Origin of the sequence: Pedobacter sp. ASV28, assembly GCF_016428855.1 — a bacterium.
Classification (GTDB): Bacteria; Bacteroidota; Bacteroidia; order Sphingobacteriales; family Sphingobacteriaceae; genus Pedobacter.
Map to the genome: position 1 here is coordinate 22,818 of NZ_JAELTN010000038.1, position 24,041 is coordinate 46,858.

Sequence of the window (24,041 nt, forward strand, 5' to 3'; positions counted from 1 at the left end):
ACTTTATTATTTTCCTATTATCATTTTCATGGTCTTGCTGTAATGTGGTGTCTTTAGCTTATATAAATAGGTACCCGATGAAAATTTAGATACGTCAACATAAATACGATAAGCGCCCGCGCTCAAATCTTCATTAACAACTTGTGCCATTTTCTTCCCCATTATATCATAAATGGTTAAGGTTGTTAACGATTGTTCAGACAGATCAAAAGGAATATAGGTAAAACGATTTGCTGCATTGGGGTAGTTCTGTTTTAATGCAGAAATAGTAGGAACCACCTTTGTATCTACCGACGCTAGGTCATTATATTTCGCTTGTGCAGACATCCCTATTTCAAACAAATCATTTAGGTTATCTCCGCCCATAAAAGCATAGGCCACTTTAATGGATCCATTTTTGGGAATACGGTATGGACCACTTCCAATGGTAAACATCACATCATAACCATCAGCGGTGTTATACCCCAGCCCTATATCTTTAATACCTGAGGTTAGACTTTTGTATTTTTCGGCAATGGTGAATATATTATCTGAAAGTAAGCTATTTGGAAGCTGATAAGACAATGGATAGTAGGCAGCTGGTGCTGCATTACTCAGTAACCTCACCCCCGCATAAGGATAGCTCGCATTTTTTTTGGCATACACATAAGCTAGTTTTTGAGCATCATCATATTTTGTAGCATTGGAAGAAGCCTCATCCAAATCCCAATCGGTAAACAATCCTGTATAAATTCCATCCAGGTCATTGGCACTCTGGTTAGCTATCTCATATTCTACAATAACATATTTATCTTCATTGGTTTGGTTAAATGCTAATAGGCGTGATTTTATTTTTAAACCTATGGGTGTTGAACTTCCAGCATCTGTAAAAATACTGGCACCTTCAAAAGCTGCTGTACTATGCTGCACCAATGCTGCTGTTTGTTGTTTTTTAAAATCATTGCTGTAGTTTACATCAAATCTGGCATTATTTACTACCTGAGTTTCCGATTTAGCAATCATTAAAGCTGCTTCGTACAGCATATTCTCATCTTTATAAATAAAGCCCAATCCTGCCGTTGCATTGGCCTTGCTGTAACCTACCCTGCCGTTTGAACTTAGCGTAGTACTGACCTTGTTTACGGCTACATTTAAATAATCAAGTGCTACAACTGTGCTAAAACTCTCAAAATCGGTATATGTACCTCCGTTAGCAGTATATGTCAAATTAAAAACAAGCTCGTGATTCTCGGGAGCATTAGCCAATATCTTGACCCTTACAGGACCTATATTATTCTTTGTTTCTAAAGTAGCCAAGTTTCCAACATTGATCTGGGGATCTAGTATTTGTACATAGCTGCTAGTGGTCGATATGCTAACATTTAGTCCTGTAACAGGGGCCAAAAAGTTCTTCAGTACAAAATTAAGTGCAATTTCAGTACCTGGAGCACGATTGCCCAAACTTTGATCGGTTATGCTAATTGATTGATACCTTACCGAAGAAGCTGCTTCGGTTAATGCCCTATATACATTCAACCTTCCCTTACCCAGTTTATGGATGTAATCTGGATTTTGCTGATCTATATTATCGGCAGTAGCCCTTAACAATTCGCCTATCTGCAAAGCAGTATACTGTGGATATTTAGCCTTGATTAAGGCAGCAGCACTGGCCACCAAAGGTGCCGACATAGACGTGCCAGAGTAATAACCATAGCTGTTATTATAAACCGTATTATAAATCCCTTCTCCAGGCGCCGATAAATCTACATAGGTTCCGTAGTTAGAATATCTCCCTTTTTTATCGTTCTGATCTAGATTAGCTACAGCTAACACGCCATCATAAGCTGCTGGATAAATAGGAGTATCATTCGCTGAATTTCCGGCAGCCGCAATGATCAAACAGCCTTTGGCAATAGCGTAATTCACCATTTCCTGACCAAACTGCCCACCTCCTACACCGCCCCAAGAACAGTTAATAATATGGGCACCTTTATCTGCCGCATACTTAATTCCCTCATAACCCTTATAAATAGATTGACCATTATCATCTGCCCCTGCCTTCACAATAAGCAGCTTGGCATTGAAAGCCAAACTAGCTACCCCAATGCCATTATTGGAAACGGCGCTGGCAATTCCACTTACATGCACACCATGTTCTGTAGCACTGCTTTTTACATTCGGATCATTATCACCAATCATGGTACTGGCCGACTGTCCACAAAAATCCCAACCATAATAATTATCTATATAACCGTCGCCATCATCATCTATGCCATTAATAGGATCTGCCGTATTGAGGTAGATATTAGCGGCCAGATCTTGATGGGTGGTTTCCGAGCCCGAATCAACAATACCAATAATTACATTGGATGAATTTTTAATTACCTCCCATGCCTGTGGCGCTTTTACCTGGGGCAGGGAAAATTGGGCACCGTAGCTTGCATCATTGGGTGTATACCAAGTGGTATAAATATAACTTGGCTCAACATAATCGATATCATCATTTTGCAAAAGTGTATTGATTACCTGTTCTATGGCTGCATTACCATTATATTTAGCCAAAAAATAATTTTCGAAATGAAAAATATTTTCTTTTCCTTCAGCTTGTTCTACCACTGTTTGATTGGCATTTCGAAAAATAGGATCAATATCAGATAACGTTATCCCACTTTTCTTTAGTGCGTCCCCTGCGCTTTCTGTAATTACATTAAGCTTTTTACCACTTTTAAATTTAATGACCAAAGTATTGGGCAAATAGTCCTTAGCTGTTATTCCTACCGGCAATTTAAATATCTTCTTGCCAACGGGCAATTCTGAAGCATCCTGTTTGAATGCCAACAGGATAAAGAACAATAAAATGAGCAGGTAACTTCTTTTCATTAACAAGCGTTGATATGAACGAAGATATTGATAATGAAGCTGTCATACAAGAGCTTTTTTCTATTCCCTAGCTTACGGTCATCAAATTTATGGATGATGTAATTTCATTCGCCAAATCATGCCTAAATATTTTCGGTAGGCAAACCCAGGTCTTTTAATTTTTGACCCTATTCTGTTCCGTTTGTGCCCCATCTGCATTATGCTTACGCAGGTTATTGATGGCCTTGCCAAATCTATAGTTTAAGCTAAAAATAACCGTTGTAAAATCTCCCCTATTTCTCCAATTGGCTTCTGTAAGATTAAGATTGTTAATAATACCATTAACAGCCCTTGTTTGAAAAATATCGGTAGCACTTAGTTTTAAGGTGGTACTTGTAGTCAATTTCTTTTGTACAGCCAAACCAAAGTCATAAATATTGGCCAGCTCAAATTGTACATTTCTTAGTCTCGACTGGTATCTATAGTTCAATTCTCCACTCCATCCCTTATTAAACTTCAACTGTAGATTTCCATTACTTGAAAAAAATCCTCCTTTTGTGTTTAGAAACCCGGTATAAAAATCACTTTGGGAATGAATATAGGTATACTGGCCATACCAATGCAGGCTTAACCATTTGGTCATATCGGTATTGGCATCGATAGAGGCGTTATATACCTCTTGCTTACCAATGTTAGCAGGCCTGCTGTAATAAGTTCCATCTACAATCTCGATGGTTTCATTGACCTGGTCTTTGGTATAGTTATAACTTAGGGCAGTGGTAATTTTATTCTTATAGGTATGAGACAATTCTATGGTTTGGGTAAACGAAGGTTTTAAAAATGGATTGCCCACATAATAGGTGAACTTATCTAAAGGTGAATAGAATGGGTTCAAATCCTGATAAAAAGGCCTATCAATTCTCCTTCCATAATTCAGCCCGAGCTGATGGATAGACAGGGTATCCAACTTATAAGAGAAATAAAGTGTTGGGAAGGCGTTAAGATAGCTTCTTTTAAAGCTAGAATCTGATTTCATGATGTTGCCTAATTGGTTTCCTTTGGATATGGTACCCTCTAACCTTAAGCCGGCCTGTACCGAAAATCTTTTGCCTTCTTTGCTCAAATTCAAATAAGCAGCACTTATATTTTCACTATAAATGAAATGATTGCTTTTATCATAGTCAGGTACCGTAATATGGTTAGTGGTATAAAAATAGCTGGCTATGTTATTGGTCTTGATGTAACTTGTCTTTACACCAGCATCCAACTTCCATACCTTTGTTAAACTTTGGGAATAATCTGATTTCAGGCTATAGATATTAATTCTTCCGGGCAAATGACCTTCCAATAAATCCTGGGCTTTCAGTTGTCCATTTCCCAGAAAGGTATCATTAAAATATTGCTGATCTGTTTGGGAATTGTAATTGATATAGTCAGCATCCACCGTAATTTCCTTTCCTGTTTTTCCAAACTGATGCCGATAATTCGCATTTATACCCCCATTTCTAAAATCAATATCATCCATATTTTTGGCTACAATGCTCGAATCTTTAACCATAGCAGGATTGAATAGTGAACTGGTATTGTTATTTACGTTATTAGCATTTCTAACATTTCCTTTCAGTACCACTCCCCAAGTGGTAAAATCAGATTGATAAAAATCGAAGCCTGCCCTTCCATTAAAGGTGTCGCCATGTCGCCTAAAATAAGAATTTTGATTAAAGAAGTATTTTACACTTTCATCCGGATTTTTATATTTCCTGTTTAAGTCCAGATCGGTAAAGCTATTGTTTAAATTGTAACCAAAGTTGCCAAAGAAGTTGAATTTATTTTTTCTATAGTTAAAATTAAAACTATCGTTAGACCTGCTCAATTTACCTTGGTTAAGGCTCAAGTTTAATGAACCATTAAAGCCAACAGCCTTATCTTTTTTAGTCTTAATGTTAATGACCCCCGCATTACCTGCGGCATCATATTTTGCAGGAGGATTTGTCATCAATTCAATTTGATCCAGCATGGAAGAGGGTAATGATTTAAGATAGTTTTCCAAATCTGTTCCAGAAAGATAACTTGGTTTATCATCAATAAAAACAACAACTCCCTGTTTCCCCTTTAAACTAATATTCCCATTCTGGTCTATGCTAACACCAGGAGACTTTTCCAGCACATCAAGCGCACTGGTTCCCGCATTCGAGATCAGCGCATCAACATTTACCACGGTCCGGTCTATTTTCCTTTCTACAAAAGGTTTCTTTGCCACAATATTAACCTCTTTTAGTGTTTCTGTAGCTGCTGCAAGCTTAATATTACCCAAGTCAATGGTGTTACTATTTTCTACAACAATGATTGGTTCTCCCCTATAACTGGCATAACCTACCAATAAAACCCTAAGCTGGTAGCTGCCTGCCGCGATCTTATCAAAGCTAAACTTTCCATCTGCTTCTGTAAAAACGGTTTTGACCAGTAAACTGTCCGTAGACCTGAATAGTGCAACGGTAGCCAGATCAAGTGCTTTAAGATTAAGGTCAGTAATTTTACCATTAATAATTGCAGCATGCTGTTGTGCATGGACAAAAGTTGAGGCAATAGCCATCAGGCAGGTTAAAATAACCCTAAATTTAGCTTTCATTAAAAAGGAATTGATCGTAGTTTATTTTATCTGTTAACTTCCAATACGATATTGAGTATCGGTGTTTTTGATATACTTATCTTTATACTTTTGGTGTGTTTTATGATCTTGCTTAACCCCATTCACCAGCATCTCGTTGTAATTTAAAATATACTTAGGATTTTCTCCAATTACAATTAGACTATCATTGATCATGTCTTTTTGGATATCTGCTCTTGAATCCCGATCATGATAAACTACGTGACTGACCACTTTACCATCTATCTTAACCGTACTTACCGTAGTAGAAATAGTGGTCGACTTAATACCTCCATTATTCAAATCTACGGCTACCGTAACCAATCCATCAGTATGGATGACATTGGATACATTTGGCTTAACACATACGGCAGGTGCTTCAAGTTTATTGCTCATGGGCAATAAGCTCGTTTTCATAGGAGCCATTGAATGAAGTTGTTGCAATCCGCTCATCACCTGTAAACTACTTAAGGCTTTTGGCTTATCATCACCTAATTCCTTTTTTTCGGTTACCATAGGATGATCATTTTTCTCTATTGCTTCTTCATGTGAAATTTCCTTTGCTGTATTAGTAGGATTTTTTTTTGCTTTCGCCACCGCCACATGTCGATCATGTTTAGCAATAAAAAGTTGTTTTTTAAGCTGCGCATTTTTAAAGCCAACCGTCTCTTCCTTTGAATATCTTTTTACGTTAAATGCAACACCAACAACTAAGGTTAAAACCAAAGAAATGGTTAATGCCATTTTTTCAAATCCACTTAGAGAAGCCTTATTATTAAACGCTATTCTACGTATCCGGAATAAAAGTTGATTTTTATGGCCGGTAATGGCCATCCCCAAATCAGCTACTCCCAAATTAAACTCCTGGCAAGAAACTAAAGCTTTGAGATAACCATTTTTATCGTTGGTACAACAAATTGCTAAGTCATCACAACAGTTCTCTCTTTCTTCCTTTATCATCTTAGAAATCCATAAAACAGCTGGATTAAAGAAAAACAGCACCTCCAATATATTTTGAATGATATTTACCAAATAATCCCTACGCTTAATGTGCGCCAGTTCATGACTTAAAATAGCTTCTACTTCGGTTAAGCTCAAATGATTTAACATGCCGAGGGGCATTAAAATAATCGGCTTAAAATGTCCTATTACCATTGGTATTTTGGCCATACCAGACTGCAAGATTTGGACACTTTGCTTGATATACAACTGTTGTGAAAGTTCGTTCACCTTGTTTTGCCAGTATGTACCTGCATCAAAAATCTTTGTACGTTTTAGGTGATGAATGCCCTTCAAACCAGCCATCAACCGAACGAACTTGATCATAATAACGCCAAACCAAACGAGTATCAATTGATTGGTATAAGCACCCAGCACAATTAACATACTATCAATATCCTTAAAAAGATTGAACTTAAGAAGCTGATTTGTATTTGAAACATCACGATTTAAGTGATCAGAAAGTTGGTTAATTTTATCTAGTGATTGATAAAAAACGAAGATCGTAGTTAGTGAAAAAATCCCCAATAAAGCAGTGAGCAGATTATACCTCAAAGACGATGTGCTGTTTTGAGTACCGATAATAATGATACCTGCAACTAATGCCATTACCACACCTATCCAAAGCGAATGGAATAAGGTGCCATAAAGTGCATTAATCCAATCTGAAGATAAAAAGTTTAACCATTGAAATTCCATAACTGTGGTCCTTTAATTATTTTGAATTCGCCTATTTTCCTAACTCGTTCAGCATTTTTTTAATCTCCTCCAATTCCTCCTTCGATGTTTTTTCATTTCCCAAAAGCTGCATAACCAAATTGGCTGTAGAACCTTTATATAAAGTATTTACGAACCTGTCCAACAATTGATCTTTGGTTTTAAGTTCAGCTTGCACGGGCGTATAAATATGTTTCATCTGGCTTTCGTCACGCTTCAATATGCCTTTATCGGCCATAATTTGCATTTGCTTTAAGGTAGAGGTATAGTTTACATCTCTTTGTTTATTAAGTTCATCATTCACAAAGCGAACGGTGCTGGCACCAAATTCCCACAAAACTTGCAATATTTCCAACTCTGCCCGAGTAGGTTCTGGGATTGAATTTTTCCATTTATTCTCCTGCATAAAACAAAGGTAGGATAACTTTCGTACGAAACAAATTTTACATTAACTTTTTTTTAATAGACGAAAAAATAAATATTTTGTTGCATGACGATAAATATTTGCCACAGCATGAAAGATTTATAGATGGCCACTGTCTGTTACCCCCCTTTATTTGTCATTTTTAACCCCATTCATGTCAACCATTTTCATGAAATTTGGTTATATTTATTAAATAATCAGACCATGACAAAAGAAATTTGGCTCAATCTGCCAGTTAAAAACATCCAAAAAACTATTGATTTCTTTACCAGCATTGGATTTACCTTAAATACCCATGCTCCAAAAAACGATGCTATGGCTTCTTTTAAAATTGGGAAAAAAGACTTTATCGTTAACTTCTTCAAAGCAGAAGTGTTCAATAGTTTCACGCCTTTTAAAATTGCAGATTTAACTCATTCAACCGAATGTTTAATATCCATAGATGCAGAAAATAGAGACGATGTAGATCAATTATTAAAAAAAGCAGAAGAAGCAGGAGCTTTTGTCTATGCCAAAGGTGGAGAAAAAGATGGCTGGATGTACGGTGGAGGCTTCTCCGACCTTGACGGACATAAATGGAATGTGTTGTTTATGGATTTCAGCAAATTACCCCCAAACCTAATTAACCATGGAAGATCCATTTAAAATAGCGATAAATGCCGCTATGGAAAAAGTATGAAAGTACTTGGGAAAACATACTTACGAAGAATGGACCGCTCCCTTATCGGCAGGCTCTAGAAAAAGGTAGCGGGGCCCTCTTTCTTGATAATGCTGGCGAGGGAATGGTATCAAGGATTACAGAAAATATTCCAAATGAACACATGTCCATACGCCATTTGGGCCGCTATAAAAACGGCGTTGAAGATTACGATAGCGATGAGGTTAAAAAATGCAGCAATGCTTTTGAAAACTACACTTTAAGGAACAAAAACCAATTCAACGAACTAACGGTAGAGATAGATACCCAAACAGCACATAAATCCTATTTTGAAGAAATCTGGCCAACAGCCTTAGTCAAAGTTAAAGCATTGGCAGAAACTAGAGAAGGAGAAATCTAAGTACCTTATCAATAAAGCTACGATACTCGCTAAATTCAAAATAGATCATTTCTAAATTTCGTAATTTTTCATCTAGTCTAAGGGTTATTTAGCTTTGTTTCTATACTTTTGAAGCATTGAAAAGGTTTTTACATATATCATTCCTTAGCGTTTATATTTTTTCTTGTACCGGACTACAGGAATTAACCAAGTTGCCTATACTTTTTCAGCATTACTTTGAACATAAAAATTTAGATAAAGAGATTACCTTCCTAAGTTATCTAGAACATCATTATAACGATATTCCGCATACAGATGATGATGCAGATAGAGATAACCAGCTCCCTTTTAAGACGCCTAACTTTTCCACGGCCAACACTTTAAGTCCCGCATTACCTCCTTCATTTGGCCTATCACTTAAAAAAGTCTACCAAATTTTACCTAAACAAAAACTAGAGATCAACAACGATCATATTCCCCATTCAAACTATGCTGGAAAAATCTGGCAACCCCCTAAATCCCTAATCATTTCTTAATGCATTAAATTCAGCATTAAACATGCTGTTGTCCATTTATTAGAATTGATTGATATTCCATGTTAAATAGAATTATAGAGTTTTCTGTACAGAATAAACTCATTATAGGGCTATTCACCATTAGCCTTATCATATACGGTAGTTTCGAGCTCACCAAACTCCCTATTGATGCTGTACCCGACATTACCAATAACCAGGTACAGATTATTACTACTGCGCCTTCTTATGGCGCAACCGACATAGAAAGGCTGGTTACCTTTCCCGTAGAGCAGGCCAACAGTAATATTGCGGGCATTCAGGAGATCAGAAGCTATAGCCGATTTGGGCTGTCACTGGTCACCCTTGTTTTTAATGACAATGTAGATGTTTACTGGGCCCGTCAACAAGTGGCAGAACGGCTATTGCTGGTACAGGAACAAATTCCAAAAGGCATTGGAAAACCTGAAATGGGGCCCATTTCAACTGGCCTGGGAGAAATTTACCAATATGTGGTCAAACCCAAGAAAGGATATGAAAAACGTTATGACATTACCGAATTGCGCACTATTCAGGATTGGGTAATTAGGCGACAATTACTAGGGGTAAAAGGTGTGGCCGAAGTCAGTAGTTTTGGAGGCAGACTGAAACAATATGAAGTCACCATAAACCCCAGTAAACTTGCAGCGCACCAGGTCACTATTAGCGATGTCTTTAAGGCTTTGGAAAGCAATAACCAAAATACCGGTGGTGCTTATATCGAAAAACAATCTACCGTGCTGTACATCAGAAGTGAAGGGCTGATTGGAAACAAGGAAGACATTGAGAATATTGTCGTAAAAAGCAATGAAGCCTCTCCCCCCCTACTTATCAGGGATGTAGCCCAAATCAATATTGGTTATGCCACAAGATATGGAGCTTTGACCTTTAACAATGAAGGAGAGGTTTCTGGCGCCATAGTAATGATGCTAAAGGGCGCCAACAGCAATGTAGTGATTGACAACATCAAAACCAAAATTGCCAACATACAGGAGACCCTACCAGAAGGCGTAGAAATTGTTCCTTTCCTTGACCGTACCCATATGGTCAATAATGCCATAAAAACGGTTGAAACCAATTTGTTGGAAGGTGCATTGATTGTGGTTTTTGTACTGGTTATTTTCTTAGGCAATTTGAGGGCCGGTTTTATCGTCGCATCGGTCATTCCACTGTCCATGTTATTTGCCATTATCATGATGAACATTTTTGGGGTCAGTGGCAACCTTATGAGCTTGGGCGCACTAGACTTTGGCCTCATTGTAGATGGCGCCGTCATTATTGTGGAAGCGGTGATGCATCAGCTTAGCCATAGCAAGAAATTTTCCGGGCTCAGCATACTCAGGCAAGACGAAATGGATTCGGAAGTTAAGAGCGCTTCAAGCAAAATGATGAACAGTGCTGTTTTTGGCCAGATCATCATTTTAATTGTATACCTGCCTATTTTTAGCTTACAGGGCATAGAAGGTAAAATGTTCAAGCCTATGGCACAAACTGTGGCTTTTGCCCTGCTAGGGGCCTTCATCTTATCCTTGACCTATATCCCCATGATCAGCAGTTTATTGTTGAGCAAGAAGATAAAAATAAAAAACAATATCTCTGATAAGGTGATGGCCAAAGTGGAAAATAGATACAGTCAAGCCCTACAGAAAATATTGGGCATTCCAAAAACTGTCATAGCCATTGTTATCGGGTTATTCGTCAGTTCGGTCATTATCATTTCGAATTTAGGTGGCGAATTCATTCCGTCCATTGAAGAGGGTGACTATGCCGTAGAAACCCGTGTACTTTCTGGCAGCAACCTGAGCACCTCTATCGAAAATATACAAAAGGTAGCAGGCATACTCAAAAGTCGTTTTCCAGAAGTAAAAAATATTGTGGCCAAAATTGGAAGCAGTGAAGTACCTACAGACCCCTTGCCTATGGATATAGGTGATATGATCATCAATCTAAAGCCAAAAGACGAATGGACTTCTGCCAAAAGCTTCGATGAACTTTCCGAAAAAATGGGCAAAGTGGCCAGTGAAGTTCCCGGGGTAACCACCAGCTTTCAGTTTCCTGTACAGATGCGCTTTAACGAACTAATGACTGGTGCAAGACAGGATGTGGTCTGCAAAATATTCGGAGATGATTTTGATACGTTAGCCCTGTATGCCAAGAAATTGGGCAATCTGGCCAAACAAGTACAAGGTACCAGCGAAATGTACATAGAGCAGATTACCGGAACGCCGCAAATTGTCATCCAATTTAACCGAGCTGCCATTGCCCAATATGGTTTAAACATTGCAGACATCAATCGTAATATCAATACTGCCTTTGCCGGTGAAAGCACCGGCTTGGTTTTTGAAGGCGAAAAACGTTTTGATCTGGTGGTCCGCCTTCAGCAAGACAAACGGAAAAGTATAGAAGATGTAGAAAACCTGCTTATTCCCACGCCAAATGGCACACAGCTACCCCTTAACCAAGTAGCCAAAGTCAGCTTGGCCAACAGCCCAAGTCAAATACAACGCGAAGATACCAAGAGACGCATTTTAGTAGGCTTTAATGTAAATGGACGTGACGTAGAAAGCATTGTAAATGAATTACAGGACAAAGTAAAGGCTCAAATTAAATTGCCTACAGGTTATACGGTTACCTATGGAGGATCTTTTGAGAACCTGAACGAAGCCAAATCTAGATTGATGATTGCCGTACCCGTATCCTTAATCCTCATCTTTCTCTTGTTATATTTTGCTTTCGGCTCTATTAAATATGGCTTGTTGATTTATACGGCCATCCCATTATCTGCTATAGGAGGTGTTTTTTTATTGGCCATACGTGGCTTGCCTTTTAGTATTAGTGCAGGTGTAGGCTTTATTGCACTATTTGGCATTGCCGTACTTAACGGTATTGTACTGGTTGCAGAATTCAATAGTATTAAAAAATCTGGAGAACAAGACATGAAAAAAGTCGTCATTAGAGGAACAAAAACCAGGTTGAGGCCCGTTTTAATGACTGCCTTTGTTGCATCCCTAGGCTTTTTACCTATGGCCATAAGCAATGGAGCGGGTGCAGCTGTACAACGTCCATTGGCCACTGTAGTTATTGGTGGCTTAATGATTGCCACCCTACTTACACTTTTCGTACTTCCCATTTTGTATGTAAGTTTCGAGAAAGGTATAAAACTGAAAAGAGGTGCCAAAATTATTCCGATCATCATGCTGGCATTTGTTTTTGCCCCTGCCAAAGCACAGCAGAAGATCACGCTAAACCAAGCTTTGGATAGCCTATATCAAAACAACATTAGCCTAAAAAGCAGCACCCTAAAGGCACAGTATAATCAGGACCTTAGCAAAACTGCCGTTAATATTGCTCCGCTTAGCATTAGTGGAGAGTATGGAAAGTTTAATAGTAATCTCCCCGACAGTAAACTAAGCATCAGTCAAAGTTTCAGCCTACCGAGTGTTTATAACCGACAAAAGAACAAAATGTTGGCCGAATGGAAAACTAGCTTACTTGAAAAAGAACTTAATGAGGTAGAGTTAAAAAAAATAGCCACCACTATTTTTTATGAATTATTGGTTCTGGCACAAAAGAAAAAACTTTATCTCCAGGCCGATACTTCCTATCGCAAGTTACTTGAACTAGCACTTATCAGGTTGAAAACCGGTGAAAGTAATCTCTTGGAAAAAGCCAATGCCGAAAATCAATTGGTACAGATTAAGGCCAAGCTTAGCGGCTTAGCTATTGACGAAGCCCTGCTGCAACAGCAGTTGGCATGGCTATTAAACAGTAAAAGCACCTTCGTTCCTTTTGCCCCCCATATTAAAGCCGAATTTATAGCCTTAGATACCTTAAACTGGAGCAACCACCCCTTAATAAAGCTGCAACAACAAGGAGAAAAAACGGCATCTGCCAGTACAAAAGCAGAACAAGCTAAGTTGTTGCCTGAACTTAATATTGGGTACAACAATACTTCCCTTCGTGATGGCCTATTTGACAGTAACGACCGTTTTCATTCTTTTCAGTTAGGTTTAAATATCCCTTTATTTGGAGGTGTCCAGCGACATCGGATAAAATCGGCAAAAACCTATGAAGCATTTCGTAAAAACGAAACCGAAAACACATTGAAGCAGTTAGCTACCCAATTTAAAGCTGCCTACCAGCAATATCAACAACAGTTGGAAATGGTAAAAAACTATGAAAGTATAGGACTTAGAAATGCAGATGAAATTACCACTACCTTAACCAAACAGTTTAAAAGTGGCGAGATCAATTATATAGAGTGGACCTTACTCAATAATGAGGCCATCGCTATTAAGCAAAATTACCTCGAAGCCATTTCCAGTCTTAACAAGAGCATTATCGAATTGAATTATATATTATCAAAATAGCCATGAAGCATAAATCATATCTAGCCATTTCATTAGCCCTTATTTTCTTTGGCTGTAACCATAAGCCAAGCCTCCAGGAGCAACCTACTGCAAATAATGAAAATGAGGTAGAACTTAGCAATGAGCAGGCCAAGAACATCAACCTACAAATTGGCGAAGTACAATTCAGGGAAGTAAACCAGCATCTTAAACTACAGGGAAAAATAGATGTACCACCCCAAAACCTGATTTCCATTAGCATTCCTTTGGGCGGTTATTTAAAAGCAACCAACATGCTGCCGGGAACACGCGTAAGTAAAGGTCAGGCTATTGCCACCTTGGAAGATCCGCAGTACATCCAGCTTCAACAAGATTACCTTAGCATCAAAAACAAGCTCAGTTACGCCACTAAAGAACTGGCTCGCCAAAAAGAGTTAAACCTGAGCAAGGCCAATAGCGATAAAACCCTGCAACAGGTAGAAACGGAACATTACAACCTGAAGGTAGAACATCGTGCTTTGCTGGAAAAACTGAAACTCATTAACATTGATGCCAGCAAATTAAATGAAGATAGGATATCAAGGTCCATCAATATCTATTCTCCAATTAACGGATACATTAGCAAGGTAAATGTAAATATCGGTAAATATGTTACGCCCTCAGACGTTATTTTCGAACTCATCAACCCTACTGATATACACCTTAACCTTACCGTATTCGAAAAGGATCTCAATCAAATTTCCGTTGGCCAAAGGGTTATTGCCTATAACAATACCAAACCGAATATAAAATACGAAACAGAAGTGATCTTGGTAAGCCATAATATAGCTGAAGGGGGCCGAAGCGAAGTACATTGCCATTTTGAAAAGTACAACAAGGACCTCATTCCAGGTATGTATATGAACGCAGAATTACAGCTTCAGAATCTTAAAACACAAACCTTGCCCCAGGAAGCAATAGTCAGTTTTGAAAATAAAGATTATGTTTTTGTAGAACTTGCTAAAAACAAATTTATCATGACCGAAGTGTCAATTGGCAGCAGCGAGAACGGTTACACAGTGATCCAATCCAATCTTAAAGATAAGAAAATAGCTACCAGAGGAGCCTATTCTATCCTTATGAAATTGAAAAATACGGCCGATGAGGAATAGTAAATAAGTAGATAAGGTGAGTTTTGGGGCACATTATTCGGTATGTATGTTAGCGGCCCTAAGCAAAATCTTTTCTATCCTCATGCTGGGCATTGGCACCTCATTTTTCGGCTTGTTTATTCTTATCAGCGGTTCCCAAGAAACACTCCGCTTTTTTTGAGCGACCCAAAACTCACCTTAAACATTAAGAAAATGGCTAAAAAGACATCTTGGTTCTATTGAAAACCAGTCTGAGAATCAATATCCCTATTTCAAATGGCCCAATAAGTGCTGATGCTTTTAGAAGATGTTCTTTTTTTAATTTTATTTGTATTAAATCTAAATAGTGTTACTTTTGTACCTAATAATTAACAAAAGTGCAAAAACTACAAGAACCTTTATTTCCTGTTGCTACGTTTGAAGAAGTATTTGCTACAACTAGCGGGACTATCTTCCAGTCTGATTCGGAAAATTGCTGGTACATTGATTTTGCAGGAAAATTGGCCCGCTTTGACTACAGAAATCTTTTAAAATTAAAGAAAGCAGTTTATCAGGTTGACATCGAAGGCAAATTATTAAACAGTGTCCAATCTGCAGATGTAGAGATTATCTTCATTTGTGCTTGCGATCACTCTTACGTACTTTCTCTCTTAGAACTGATCAAACTGAAGGAATTGCTTCAGGGAACTTTCGTCATGTTAGAACTCAACCACATTATCCACGATTGTCTGTACCGCTTGGCTTCTTAAAACTAAGACTTAGACTCTTTCCATATTATTAATAAATTCTTTTCTAGGCTATTATAGCACTATTTTTGTGTCATCATTGTATGCAAAAGGAGGAAATTATGAAAGATATTATGCGAGTTAAGTGTTTGTTATCTTCAGATGTAGAAACACTAATCAACCAACAAATAAAAAAAGAAGCCCATTCATCAGCCATTTACCTATCTATGGCCTCATGGTGCAACAGAAATGGTTATGACTTTTCTGCAGATTATTTCTTTAAGCAAGCAGAAGAAGAAAGACAGCATCAATTGAAATTCTTCAAATATGTGTTGGATATGGGTGGAACAGCCATCTCTCCTGACATTACCAATGTTAAACAAGAATACAATTCTTTTCGTGAAGTTTTTGAAGAAGCCTTAGAACAGGAGATCAGTGTTACGCAATCAATTAAAAACATTGCCGCCCGTTGCCATAAAGAACAAGATTATGTAACCTTAGAATTCCTCAATTGGTTCTTTAGAGAGCAAAGAGAAGAAGAATACAAAGCTCGCAGGGCATTAGAGCTATTTGAAGTAATTGGAGAAGAAGGAACTGGCAGATGGCAAATAGACAAACATGTAGGTCAAATTAGCTACGATAGCGAAGCGTAGTGTCTTCGACTAATTGTTAACTAAAAACCGATAAACAAAAAGGTGCATACAACAAATATGCGCCTTTTTTGTTTAATTTAATAGTATTACATAAGGTGTCCAATAAATTCAGGCTGATGCTAAACGACGTTCCGTCATGCTGAATTTATTTCAGCATTGGTTTTAAAGTAAGACGGTTTAGTAAAAACCAGTATTGGAGCACCTGCTAATTTGCAGCATAAGCTAACTACAAAAAAACATGTCTAAAAAGGATAAAAAGAAAAAGGGTTCAAAGCACGACAAAAAAGATAAAAAAAAGAAAGAGTGCTGTGAAAAATACCTAAAGGGGAAAAGGTGCAAGAATTGTCCTTTAGCCTAATTTTTCGCTTGTTCATTGCTTATCCGTTCTATCTGTTGCATGTGCCTTTCATCATGCATGACCAAAAAGGACAGCACATCTCCTAATTTTAGCTTAACCAGTTTCTGTATTGAAATAGGAATCCTTTCCTTGCCGAGGTCTACTCCTTTTGCCTGTTGCAGACACTTCAACAACCTTTCCTTTTGATGAATAAATAAGGCTACCGCTTCATTAGCATCGGCCTCTAAGGGTAAATGTTGCTTTGCCGCCTTATACTTTTTATCCGATTTCTTAGCATCCATCATATTTACAAAATAAGTACCTAACCAACCAGGCACATAATTATATATAGAATTGCTTGTGTTCTTAAATACAATAGCTTCTATTTTGGGCAAATAATAATCACCATAAGAATTAAGATGGGTCAAGCATTGTGAAATACTCCAACCCTGGTCAGCGGCTGGCTGGCAAAGTAAATGGCTTGGTAAATTTTGATATTTGAAAATGACCACATCTAGGTAGCCCTCTACCCTTTCATACAACTGATCTAGAAATTGTTCTTTATTTATTGGCTTCATTATACCATACTGATTTGAGGCAAATGTATAAGCTTAGCAGGAGTTAAAACTTGGCATTTACCAAGATTCTAAATTAATGTTCTATTAAGCAGCTTACTAAAATTAGTGACATCAATACCTAAATAACTGGCCAGATACTTATGTGGAATTAACTGTAAAATATGCGGGCTCCTGGTCAACAACTTTCTGAACTTTTCTTCAGAGCTCATCAATTGCAATTCGGCCAACCTTTCCAACAAGCCGCCCAGGGCATTGCTAATTCCCTGAACCACCATCATATTAATAGCGGGTTCCTGCTCCATGATCCTTTTCAGATCTTTAACCGAAGCTCTCAAAAATGAAGAAGAGGTTAGGGTTTCATAAGTATAGCTAGACCTTGTTTCCGTCATCATGGAATTAAGCACGCCACCAAAAGAAGGCGCATAGGTAAAAACCAGTGTGGCCTCATTTCCTTTTTCATTGACAAAATAAATTCGCTGTACACCTTCCGTTACAAAGTATAGGTATTTTTCTACTTCTCCCGTCCTCGTCAGCATTTCTTTTCTTCTGGCAGAAAAAGGCTGCCAAATGGAGGCAAACAACTGCCATTCGGTATCAGATAGATTACTCATCAGATCCAAAGCGGCCCTTAATTGTTGTAGATCAGCTTCCATAGTTTATTTTATACACTAAAATACAAATATTTAAAGATTTGACTTCGGCAATCACTATGATTCTTTTTTACAAATTACTTGAATACCCAGGATAGGAACCATCCCAAAATAAAAAAGCTTCAGCATAAAGTTGAAGCTTTTGTGGGAATTACTGGGTTCGAACCAGTGACCCCTACCTTGTCGAGGTAGTGCTCTAAACCAGCTGAGCTAAACTCCCTCTATCATAACAAAGCCTTTCAACGTATGTTGAAAGGCTTTTGTGGTACCTGCTGGGATCGAACCAGCGACACAAGGATTTTCAGTCCTTTGCTCTACCTACTGAGCTAAGGTACCTCCCGTTTGGGATTGCAAATGTAGTTTCTTTTTTTGAAAGCAAAAATATTTTTTCAAATTTCTTTATAAAAAACTGGAAAACGCATGTTTCCCCTCTAAAAATCAGCCAATTAATTTTCCACTTCACTTGAAGACAATCCATATCCATTCTAAATTTATAAAATTATGCATGCATAATAATATATTTTAAAACTAAAACTTTTAACTTAGCCATACCATTACGATAAAGAAATTATGGCTTCACAGATTATATTTGTTATTCTAGCCTTAGCAGGCATTGGATTATTTAGTTATAATGCCCGAAAGATAGTTCGAAATATCAAGCTGGGTAAAGCTGCAAATCGTAGCGATCAGCCCCAAAAAAGATTAATCACCATGCTCAAAGTTGCTTTTGGGCAAACTAAAATGGCGGTAAGACCAATACCCTTCTTCTTACATCTCATTGTATATCTTGGCTTCGTGATCATCAACCTGGAAGTGTTAGAGATTATAGTTGACGGTATTTTTGGTTCTCACAGGGCATTTGCCGGATTAGGCAGTTTTTACAATTTCCTCATTGGTTCTTTCGAATTCCTGGCAGCGGGAGTATGGTTGGCCTGTGCCGTTTTTCTGATCAGAAGAAATATACTAAAATTAAAACGCTTTTCTGGAGTAGAAATGAAAAGCTGGCCCAAATCAGATGCCAACTATATCCTCATTACAGAAATCCTATTGATGTCTGCCTTTCTGACCATGAATGCCGCAGATGCCAAGTTACAAATATTGGGCGAAGCGCATTATATCAATGCAGGTGCCTTTCCGGTAAGCACTTGGCTACAGGCCCTATTACCAGATCAAATTAGTACCTTAATTTTTATAGAGCGTTTCTGCTGGTGGTTCCATATTATTGGCATCTTTGCCTTCTTGAACTACCTGCCCTATTCTAAACATTTTCATATTATGTTGGCCTTTCCAAACACCTACTTTTCTAATTTGGAACCCAAGGGTGAATTCACCAATATGGCCAGTGTAACCAACGAGGTAAAAGCCATGCTCGATCCTTCTTTTGTACCTGCAGAAGCTGCTCCAGGAAAATTCGGAGCCAAGGACGTCAACGATTTAAGTTGGGCAAACCTACTAAACGCCTACACCTGTACCGAATGCGGGCGTTGTACGTCGGTCTGTCCTGCAAACCTCACAGGTAAATTGCTTTCACCGCGTAAAATCATGATGGATACCCGCGACCGTATAGAAGAAGTGGGCAAAAACCTGGACAAATACGGCGCAGATCACCAAGATAACAAATCCTTATTGGACGATTATATTAGCAGGGAAGAGATATGGGCCTGTACCAGCTGTAATGCCTGTACAGAAGCTTGTCCTATAAATATTGACCCATTGGCCATTATTGTAGAATTAAGGCGCTATGCGGTGATGGAAGAATCGGTTGCCCCGGCCAGTATTAATGCAATGCTGGGCAATGTAGAAAACAATGGAGCACCTTGGAAATACTCACCAGCCGATAGATTTAATTGGGCAACAGAAGACTAAGTAAGAGAGAGAGCAAAGAGCAAAATTAAAAGAACAAAAGAGATCAGATCTTGATACCTGATCAATATTAATACAAGAATATGGAATTCAAAGTACCAACAATGGCCGAATTATTGGCCTCGGGAGAAGAACCAGAAATACTGTTTTGGGTTGGCTGCGCAGGTAGTTATGATGAACGGGCACAGAAAATCACCAGAGATATCTGTAAAATCTTACACCATGTAGGCATCAAATATGCAGTTTTGGGCACAGAAGAAAGTTGTACGGGCGATCCTGCAAAAAGAGCCGGAAACGAATTCTTATTCCAAATGCAGGCCATGACCAACATTGAGGTACTCAATGCCTATAACATCAAAAAAATTGTAACCGGATGTCCGCACTGCTTCAATACCATTAAAAACGAATATCCGGGATTAGGCGGAACTTATGAAGTCATCCACCATTCCCAACTTATACAAGACCTGATCAACCAGGGCAAGTTAAAGGCCGAAGGTGGTGAAAGTTTTAAGGGCAAAAAAATCACCTATCATGATCCCTGCTATCTTGGCCGTGGAAATGGCATTTATGAAGCTCCCAGAAAGGCATTAGAAATTTTGGATGCTGAACTGGTAGAAATGAAGCGTTGTAAGTCTAATGGACTCTGTTGCGGTGCTGGCGGAGCACAAATGTTCAAAGAGCCTGAAAAAGGAAATAAGGACATTAATATTGAACGTATTGAAGAAGCATTAGAAACCCAACCCCAATTCATTGCCGCAGGATGTCCATTTTGTATGACCATGCTCAATGATGGCGTGAAACTAAAAGACAAAGATCAAGAAGTTAAGGTACTGGATATTGCCGAAATTACGGTAAGGGCCAATGGCCTGTAAACTTATTGGCTGTTGAAACGACTTACGGCATTTTTAAAACGGCGAAGCCTCAACTTCACCTTTAAAACCCATAAAAAAAGTTAAGATTCGTTAAGTGTCAAGCGTTTACTTTTCTCACCTTTCACCTATTTATTCAAAGCCAATTGCGATTGTGTGATTTGCTTAAAGTGGGCGGCCAATTCGTTCAATTGTTCCGCGTCGATATTTTTCAAAGGCACTATCATATAAGTCGACATGCTATCAATGGCACCCGCCCTGTCATTTCTGGTCTGCACAATTACATCATCATTATTGGTACGCAGGTATAATTCACCACTACGAGTATCCCCGTAATAGTCCATCGATTTAAAACGGGCCAGGTTAAATGCGAAAAACTCTTCCTTCCCATTAGCATATACCTTCCTGTACCTACAAAAACCATTGTTGGTAACATTTAATTCATAGCGTTTCAGCGTCTCCACCTGCCCTTCCTTATCATAATATTTGTTCAATAGATGATGAATGAAAAGCCGACTATCCTCTGGAATAGCAAAACCAGAAAACAGAAAAAAAGCTCCGCCAATCAAAAAGAAAACACACTTTTTTAAGTTCAATGTAAACTTTCCCATGAGAGTCTCGTTTTAATAGTGTAAACTTAAATAATTTGATATTTTTGATCTATGATTTTTTCTCCACAATCTAAAGTTTGGATCTACCAGAGCAACCGAAAATTCACCCATCAAGAGGCGGTTGAAATTCAGCAGATACTGGATGACTTTACCAGCCAATGGAAGGCCCATGGCCATCAATTGAAGGCAAAGGGCGGAATCTTCTACCAATACTTTATTGTACTTACCGTAGACCAAGAAACAGCCCATGCTACGGGTTGTTCTATTGATGCTTCGGTAAAGACAATCAAACAGATCGAAAACAAATTTGGCTTAGATCTTTTCAACAGATTTAACATGGCCTATAAAATAGATGATGAGGTACACGTGGTTCCAAAGGAAGATTTCGAAACGCTTATCTCCATTAAGAAGATCGGCCTAGATACCATTGTTTTCAACAACTTGGTCCAAACCTTAATGGAATTTGAGCAAAAATGGGAAGTTCCACTGCAAAGCAGTTGGCATAAAAACATCTTTTCAGAACAGCTGGGCATCTAAAAAAGGCAAAGCCAAACAAGCTGACTTTTTTTTTGTTATCTTCATAACAAATACCATGTATGTCTCGTTGGCTTAAACTATCACTTAAAATTCTTACTGGTCTTATCATACTCATTGCGCTTATATGGATAGGAATCGCTTATTACATCAACAAGAACAACAAAGAAATTTTAGCTAAAATACTGGATCAGGTCAATACCAAAGTTAATGGAACGGTACAGGTATCTGGCATGGAAACCACTTTGCTACAAGGTTTTCCCGGTGTATCCGTATCCCTGAAAAATGTCTCCTTAAAGGACAGCCTATGGAGCAAGCACCATCATGAACTACTTAGGGCCAAAGATATCGATGTCACTTTAAATGCACTTTCATTGTTGATCGGGACCATTAACATCAGTAAAGTTAGCATCAATAATGCCAACATCTATCTCTATACCGATTCTAGTGGCTACACCAATACCAGTATGTTCAGAACTAAAAACAATGAAAAGGCCAGCGACAATAGTAGCTCGACTTCTTTGCAGATAAGAAAAATTGACCTGAACAAGGTAAACTTGATAGTGGATAATCAAAAACGCTTTAAACTGTTCAATTTCTATGTAGACGAGCTTAAAGGGAGAATCAAGTATCCAATGGGCAAATGGGATGGCCAATTTAAACTAAAAACCCAAATCAAAAGTTTTGCTTTCAATACCAGAAAGGGGAGTTTCTTAAAGGATAAGATCTTAGCAGGAAATCTGACTGCACATTATGACAATAACACCGAGGTGATTACCATTGACCAGAAGCCGTTAAAGATAGGAGACGATCGTTTTGATATTGGGGCCAATATCAATATTGCCGAAAATAATGCGGCCTTTGCCATTGCCATTAAGGCCGATCAAATCCTATACAGGAATATCTCCCTTTTATTATCACCCAACATTTCATCAAAGCTCTTAAAGTTTGGTATTGAAAAGCCGGTGGATGTAACAGGAAGTATCATTGACGATGGGAATAAATCACATAAAGACCCACTTATCAATGTTAAAATGCTGGTTAAGAACAACAAAGTATCCATTCCTTCGGGCGAATTAACCGACTGTAGCTTTACAGGTTTTTTCTCCAACCAGGATACCAGCGCAAGACCTATCGGTGATCCTAATTCTGCCATCAAATTCTACGGACTAACCGCCAACTACTACAATGCACCCATCAAGGCAGACACTTTTATCATCTCCAACCTTGAACGACCGCTGGCCAAAGGATTAGTCACTTCTCAATTTCCATTGGAAAGATTAAACAGCTCATTGGGAGGTGAAACTTTCGCCTTCAAAAATGGTACGGCAGATGTAAAGCTTTTTTGCCAAGCTGACATTGATAATTTTCTGTTCACCAAACCTGTTATACATGGCAATATCCTTATAAAAAATGCCGACATTACCTACCTTCCACGGGGACTAAAATTGGTCAACAGTTCATTAAACCTCAACTTTAACGAAAAGGACCTGCACATTACCGACAGCAGGTTCCAATTGGGCCGTAGTGTATTGAACATGAACTGCAACATTGCCAATTTTCTGAACTTTTATTATACCGATCCGGAAAAGATAGTGGTCGACCTAAAAATGAGCAGTCCTCAATTATACCTTAGTGAGTTCATTCCGTTCTTAGGCCCCAGGAAATCGACGAAGAGGAAAACAAACACCAAGAACACCCTTAAAGAGGCTTCTGAACAGCTCAGCAACGCACTAGAGGCATCCAAGGTACAAATTCAGTTAAATGTAGGCAGGGCTATATATAATAAGTTTGTAGCCAAAGACCTCAATGCCAGCATATCATTAATTGGCAATGGTGTATACTTCAACAAAATCACCGTAAACCATGCGGGTGGAAAGGTAAATGTAAACGGAAAAATAGAGCAGCAAGGTGCAATAAACAAGATGAAGCTGAATGCAACCATTAATAATGTAAGCGTGAAGGAATTTTTCTATGCCTTTGATAATTTTGGACAGCAATCTGTGACCAATAAAAACCTCAAGGGTTTCCTGTCGGCAAAAGTGAACGCTTCCGGCAGCATTACCGAAAAGGGGAATATAGTGCCCAGATCCATTTTTGGAAACGTAAACTTCACTTTGAACAAGGCGGCGCTGATGGGCTTCGAGCCGTTAGAAAAGGTGGGAAAGTTTGTATTTCGAAGCAGAAATCTCTCTAACATAGCATTAGAGAGATTAAATGGCACATTAATCCTTGAGGGAGATAAAGTGAACATCAGTCCAATGCAAGTAAACTCTAGCGCCATCAATTTTAATGTAAAAGGCGTTTATGGCTTTAATTCGGGTACCAACATCGCCTTAGACATCCCCTTGCGGGATCCTAAAAAGAGCGCTGGAATAGTAGACAAGGAAGAAAGGGAGCTGGCCCGCATGAAAGGCATTGTACTGCACTTAAAAGCAGTAGATGAAGATGGTAAAATCAAGATCAAATGGAATGGTAAAAAAGATAGGGAAGAGAAGTTGTGATGCCATATTACTATGGCTGGTGACA

18 protein-coding genes and 2 tRNA genes are annotated in these 24,041 nt (G+C 38.4%); 11 read left to right on the plus strand and 9 right to left on the minus strand.

The features are described from left to right. Positions 1 to 6: 6 nt before the first annotated feature. The 4 genes from JHD79_RS14440 to JHD79_RS14455 form a co-directional block, all read right to left on the minus strand. Positions 7 to 2,859 carry a S8/S53 family peptidase gene (locus JHD79_RS14440; RefSeq protein WP_199120014.1) on the minus strand — a complete coding sequence of 951 codons (2,853 nt, stop codon included), beginning with the start codon at positions 2,857 to 2,859 and terminating at the stop codon, positions 7 to 9. Between the two features lie 154 nt (positions 2,860 to 3,013). Continuing rightward, positions 3,014 to 5,467, minus strand: a complete 2,454-nt coding sequence (locus JHD79_RS14445) for an outer membrane beta-barrel protein (protein WP_199120015.1) — start codon at positions 5,465 to 5,467, stop codon at positions 3,014 to 3,016. Positions 5,468 to 5,500: 33 nt separating this feature from the next. Beyond that, positions 5,501 to 7,183: a M56 family metallopeptidase gene (locus JHD79_RS14450; protein WP_199120016.1), complete on the minus strand. Its 1,683-nt coding sequence runs from the start codon at positions 7,181 to 7,183 to the stop codon at positions 5,501 to 5,503. 31 nt (positions 7,184 to 7,214) lie between these two features. Then, a complete protein-coding gene (locus JHD79_RS14455; RefSeq protein WP_199120017.1) occupies positions 7,215 to 7,607 on the minus strand; it encodes a BlaI/MecI/CopY family transcriptional regulator in 393 nt (130 codons plus the stop codon). A gap of 222 nt (positions 7,608 to 7,829) precedes the next feature. Here JHD79_RS14455 and JHD79_RS14460 point away from each other — a divergent pair, with 222 nt between their 5' ends. From JHD79_RS14460 to JHD79_RS14490, 7 genes are all read left to right on the plus strand, one after another. Beyond that, positions 7,830 to 8,270, plus strand: a complete 441-nt coding sequence (locus tag JHD79_RS14460) for a VOC family protein (RefSeq protein WP_199120018.1) — start codon at positions 7,830 to 7,832, stop codon at positions 8,268 to 8,270. 11 nt (positions 8,271 to 8,281) lie between these two features. Further along, on the plus strand, positions 8,282 to 8,683 hold the full coding sequence (locus JHD79_RS14465) for an SRPBCC domain-containing protein (protein WP_199120019.1): 402 nt from the start codon (positions 8,282 to 8,284) through the stop codon (positions 8,681 to 8,683). A 116-nt stretch (positions 8,684 to 8,799) separates the two neighbouring features. Next, positions 8,800 to 9,198, plus strand: coding sequence for a hypothetical protein (locus JHD79_RS14470; RefSeq protein ID WP_199120020.1), 399 nt, complete (start codon positions 8,800 to 8,802; stop codon positions 9,196 to 9,198). A gap of 59 nt (positions 9,199 to 9,257) precedes the next feature. Beyond that, positions 9,258 to 13,583 (plus strand): CusA/CzcA family heavy metal efflux RND transporter, encoded by a 4,326-nt coding sequence (locus JHD79_RS14475; RefSeq protein ID WP_199120021.1) that lies wholly within the window; start codon positions 9,258 to 9,260, stop codon positions 13,581 to 13,583. A 2-nt stretch (positions 13,584 to 13,585) separates the two neighbouring features. Continuing rightward, complete coding sequence (locus JHD79_RS14480; protein WP_199120022.1) at positions 13,586 to 14,713, plus strand: efflux RND transporter periplasmic adaptor subunit; 1,128 nt, start codon at positions 13,586 to 13,588, stop codon at positions 14,711 to 14,713. Between the two features lie 356 nt (positions 14,714 to 15,069). Continuing rightward, positions 15,070 to 15,441, plus strand: coding sequence for a hypothetical protein (locus JHD79_RS14485; protein ID WP_199120023.1), 372 nt, complete (start codon positions 15,070 to 15,072; stop codon positions 15,439 to 15,441). 98 nt (positions 15,442 to 15,539) lie between these two features. Continuing rightward, entirely contained in the window at positions 15,540 to 16,070 is a 531-nt protein-coding gene (locus JHD79_RS14490) for a ferritin (RefSeq protein WP_199120024.1), read from the plus strand. 354 nt (positions 16,071 to 16,424) lie between these two features. On the opposite strand, the gene JHD79_RS14495 is transcribed toward JHD79_RS14490, so the two are convergent. From JHD79_RS14495 to JHD79_RS14510, 4 genes are all read right to left on the minus strand, one after another. Further along, entirely contained in the window at positions 16,425 to 16,985 is a 561-nt protein-coding gene (locus JHD79_RS14495) for a DinB family protein (RefSeq protein WP_199120025.1), read from the minus strand. A gap of 68 nt (positions 16,986 to 17,053) precedes the next feature. Then, complete coding sequence (locus tag JHD79_RS14500; RefSeq protein ID WP_199120026.1) at positions 17,054 to 17,638, minus strand: Crp/Fnr family transcriptional regulator; 585 nt, start codon at positions 17,636 to 17,638, stop codon at positions 17,054 to 17,056. Between the two features lie 142 nt (positions 17,639 to 17,780). Continuing rightward, positions 17,781 to 17,855, minus strand: a tRNA-Val gene (locus tag JHD79_RS14505). Positions 17,856 to 17,898: 43 nt separating this feature from the next. Beyond that, positions 17,899 to 17,971, minus strand: a tRNA-Phe gene (locus tag JHD79_RS14510). A 234-nt stretch (positions 17,972 to 18,205) separates the two neighbouring features. Here JHD79_RS14510 and JHD79_RS14515 point away from each other — a divergent pair. Next, on the plus strand, positions 18,206 to 19,501 hold the full coding sequence (locus tag JHD79_RS14515) for a (Fe-S)-binding protein (protein WP_199120027.1): 1,296 nt from the start codon (positions 18,206 to 18,208) through the stop codon (positions 19,499 to 19,501). An 80-nt stretch (positions 19,502 to 19,581) separates the two neighbouring features. Beyond that, positions 19,582 to 20,370, plus strand: coding sequence for a (Fe-S)-binding protein (locus tag JHD79_RS14520; protein WP_199120028.1), 789 nt, complete (start codon positions 19,582 to 19,584; stop codon positions 20,368 to 20,370). 125 nt (positions 20,371 to 20,495) lie between these two features. Here the strand turns inward: JHD79_RS14520 and JHD79_RS14525 are convergent, their stop codons facing one another. Continuing rightward, positions 20,496 to 20,978, minus strand: coding sequence for a hypothetical protein (locus tag JHD79_RS14525; protein ID WP_199120029.1), 483 nt, complete (start codon positions 20,976 to 20,978; stop codon positions 20,496 to 20,498). A 51-nt stretch (positions 20,979 to 21,029) separates the two neighbouring features. Here JHD79_RS14525 and JHD79_RS14530 point away from each other — a divergent pair, with 51 nt between their 5' ends. Both JHD79_RS14530 and JHD79_RS14535 read left to right on the plus strand, forming a co-directional pair. Then, entirely contained in the window at positions 21,030 to 21,515 is a 486-nt protein-coding gene (locus JHD79_RS14530; RefSeq protein ID WP_199120030.1) for an ABC transporter ATPase, read from the plus strand. Between the two features lie 59 nt (positions 21,516 to 21,574). Then, complete coding sequence (locus tag JHD79_RS14535; protein ID WP_199120031.1) at positions 21,575 to 24,016, plus strand: AsmA family protein; 2,442 nt, start codon at positions 21,575 to 21,577, stop codon at positions 24,014 to 24,016. The last annotated feature ends 25 nt before the right edge of the window (positions 24,017 to 24,041 follow it).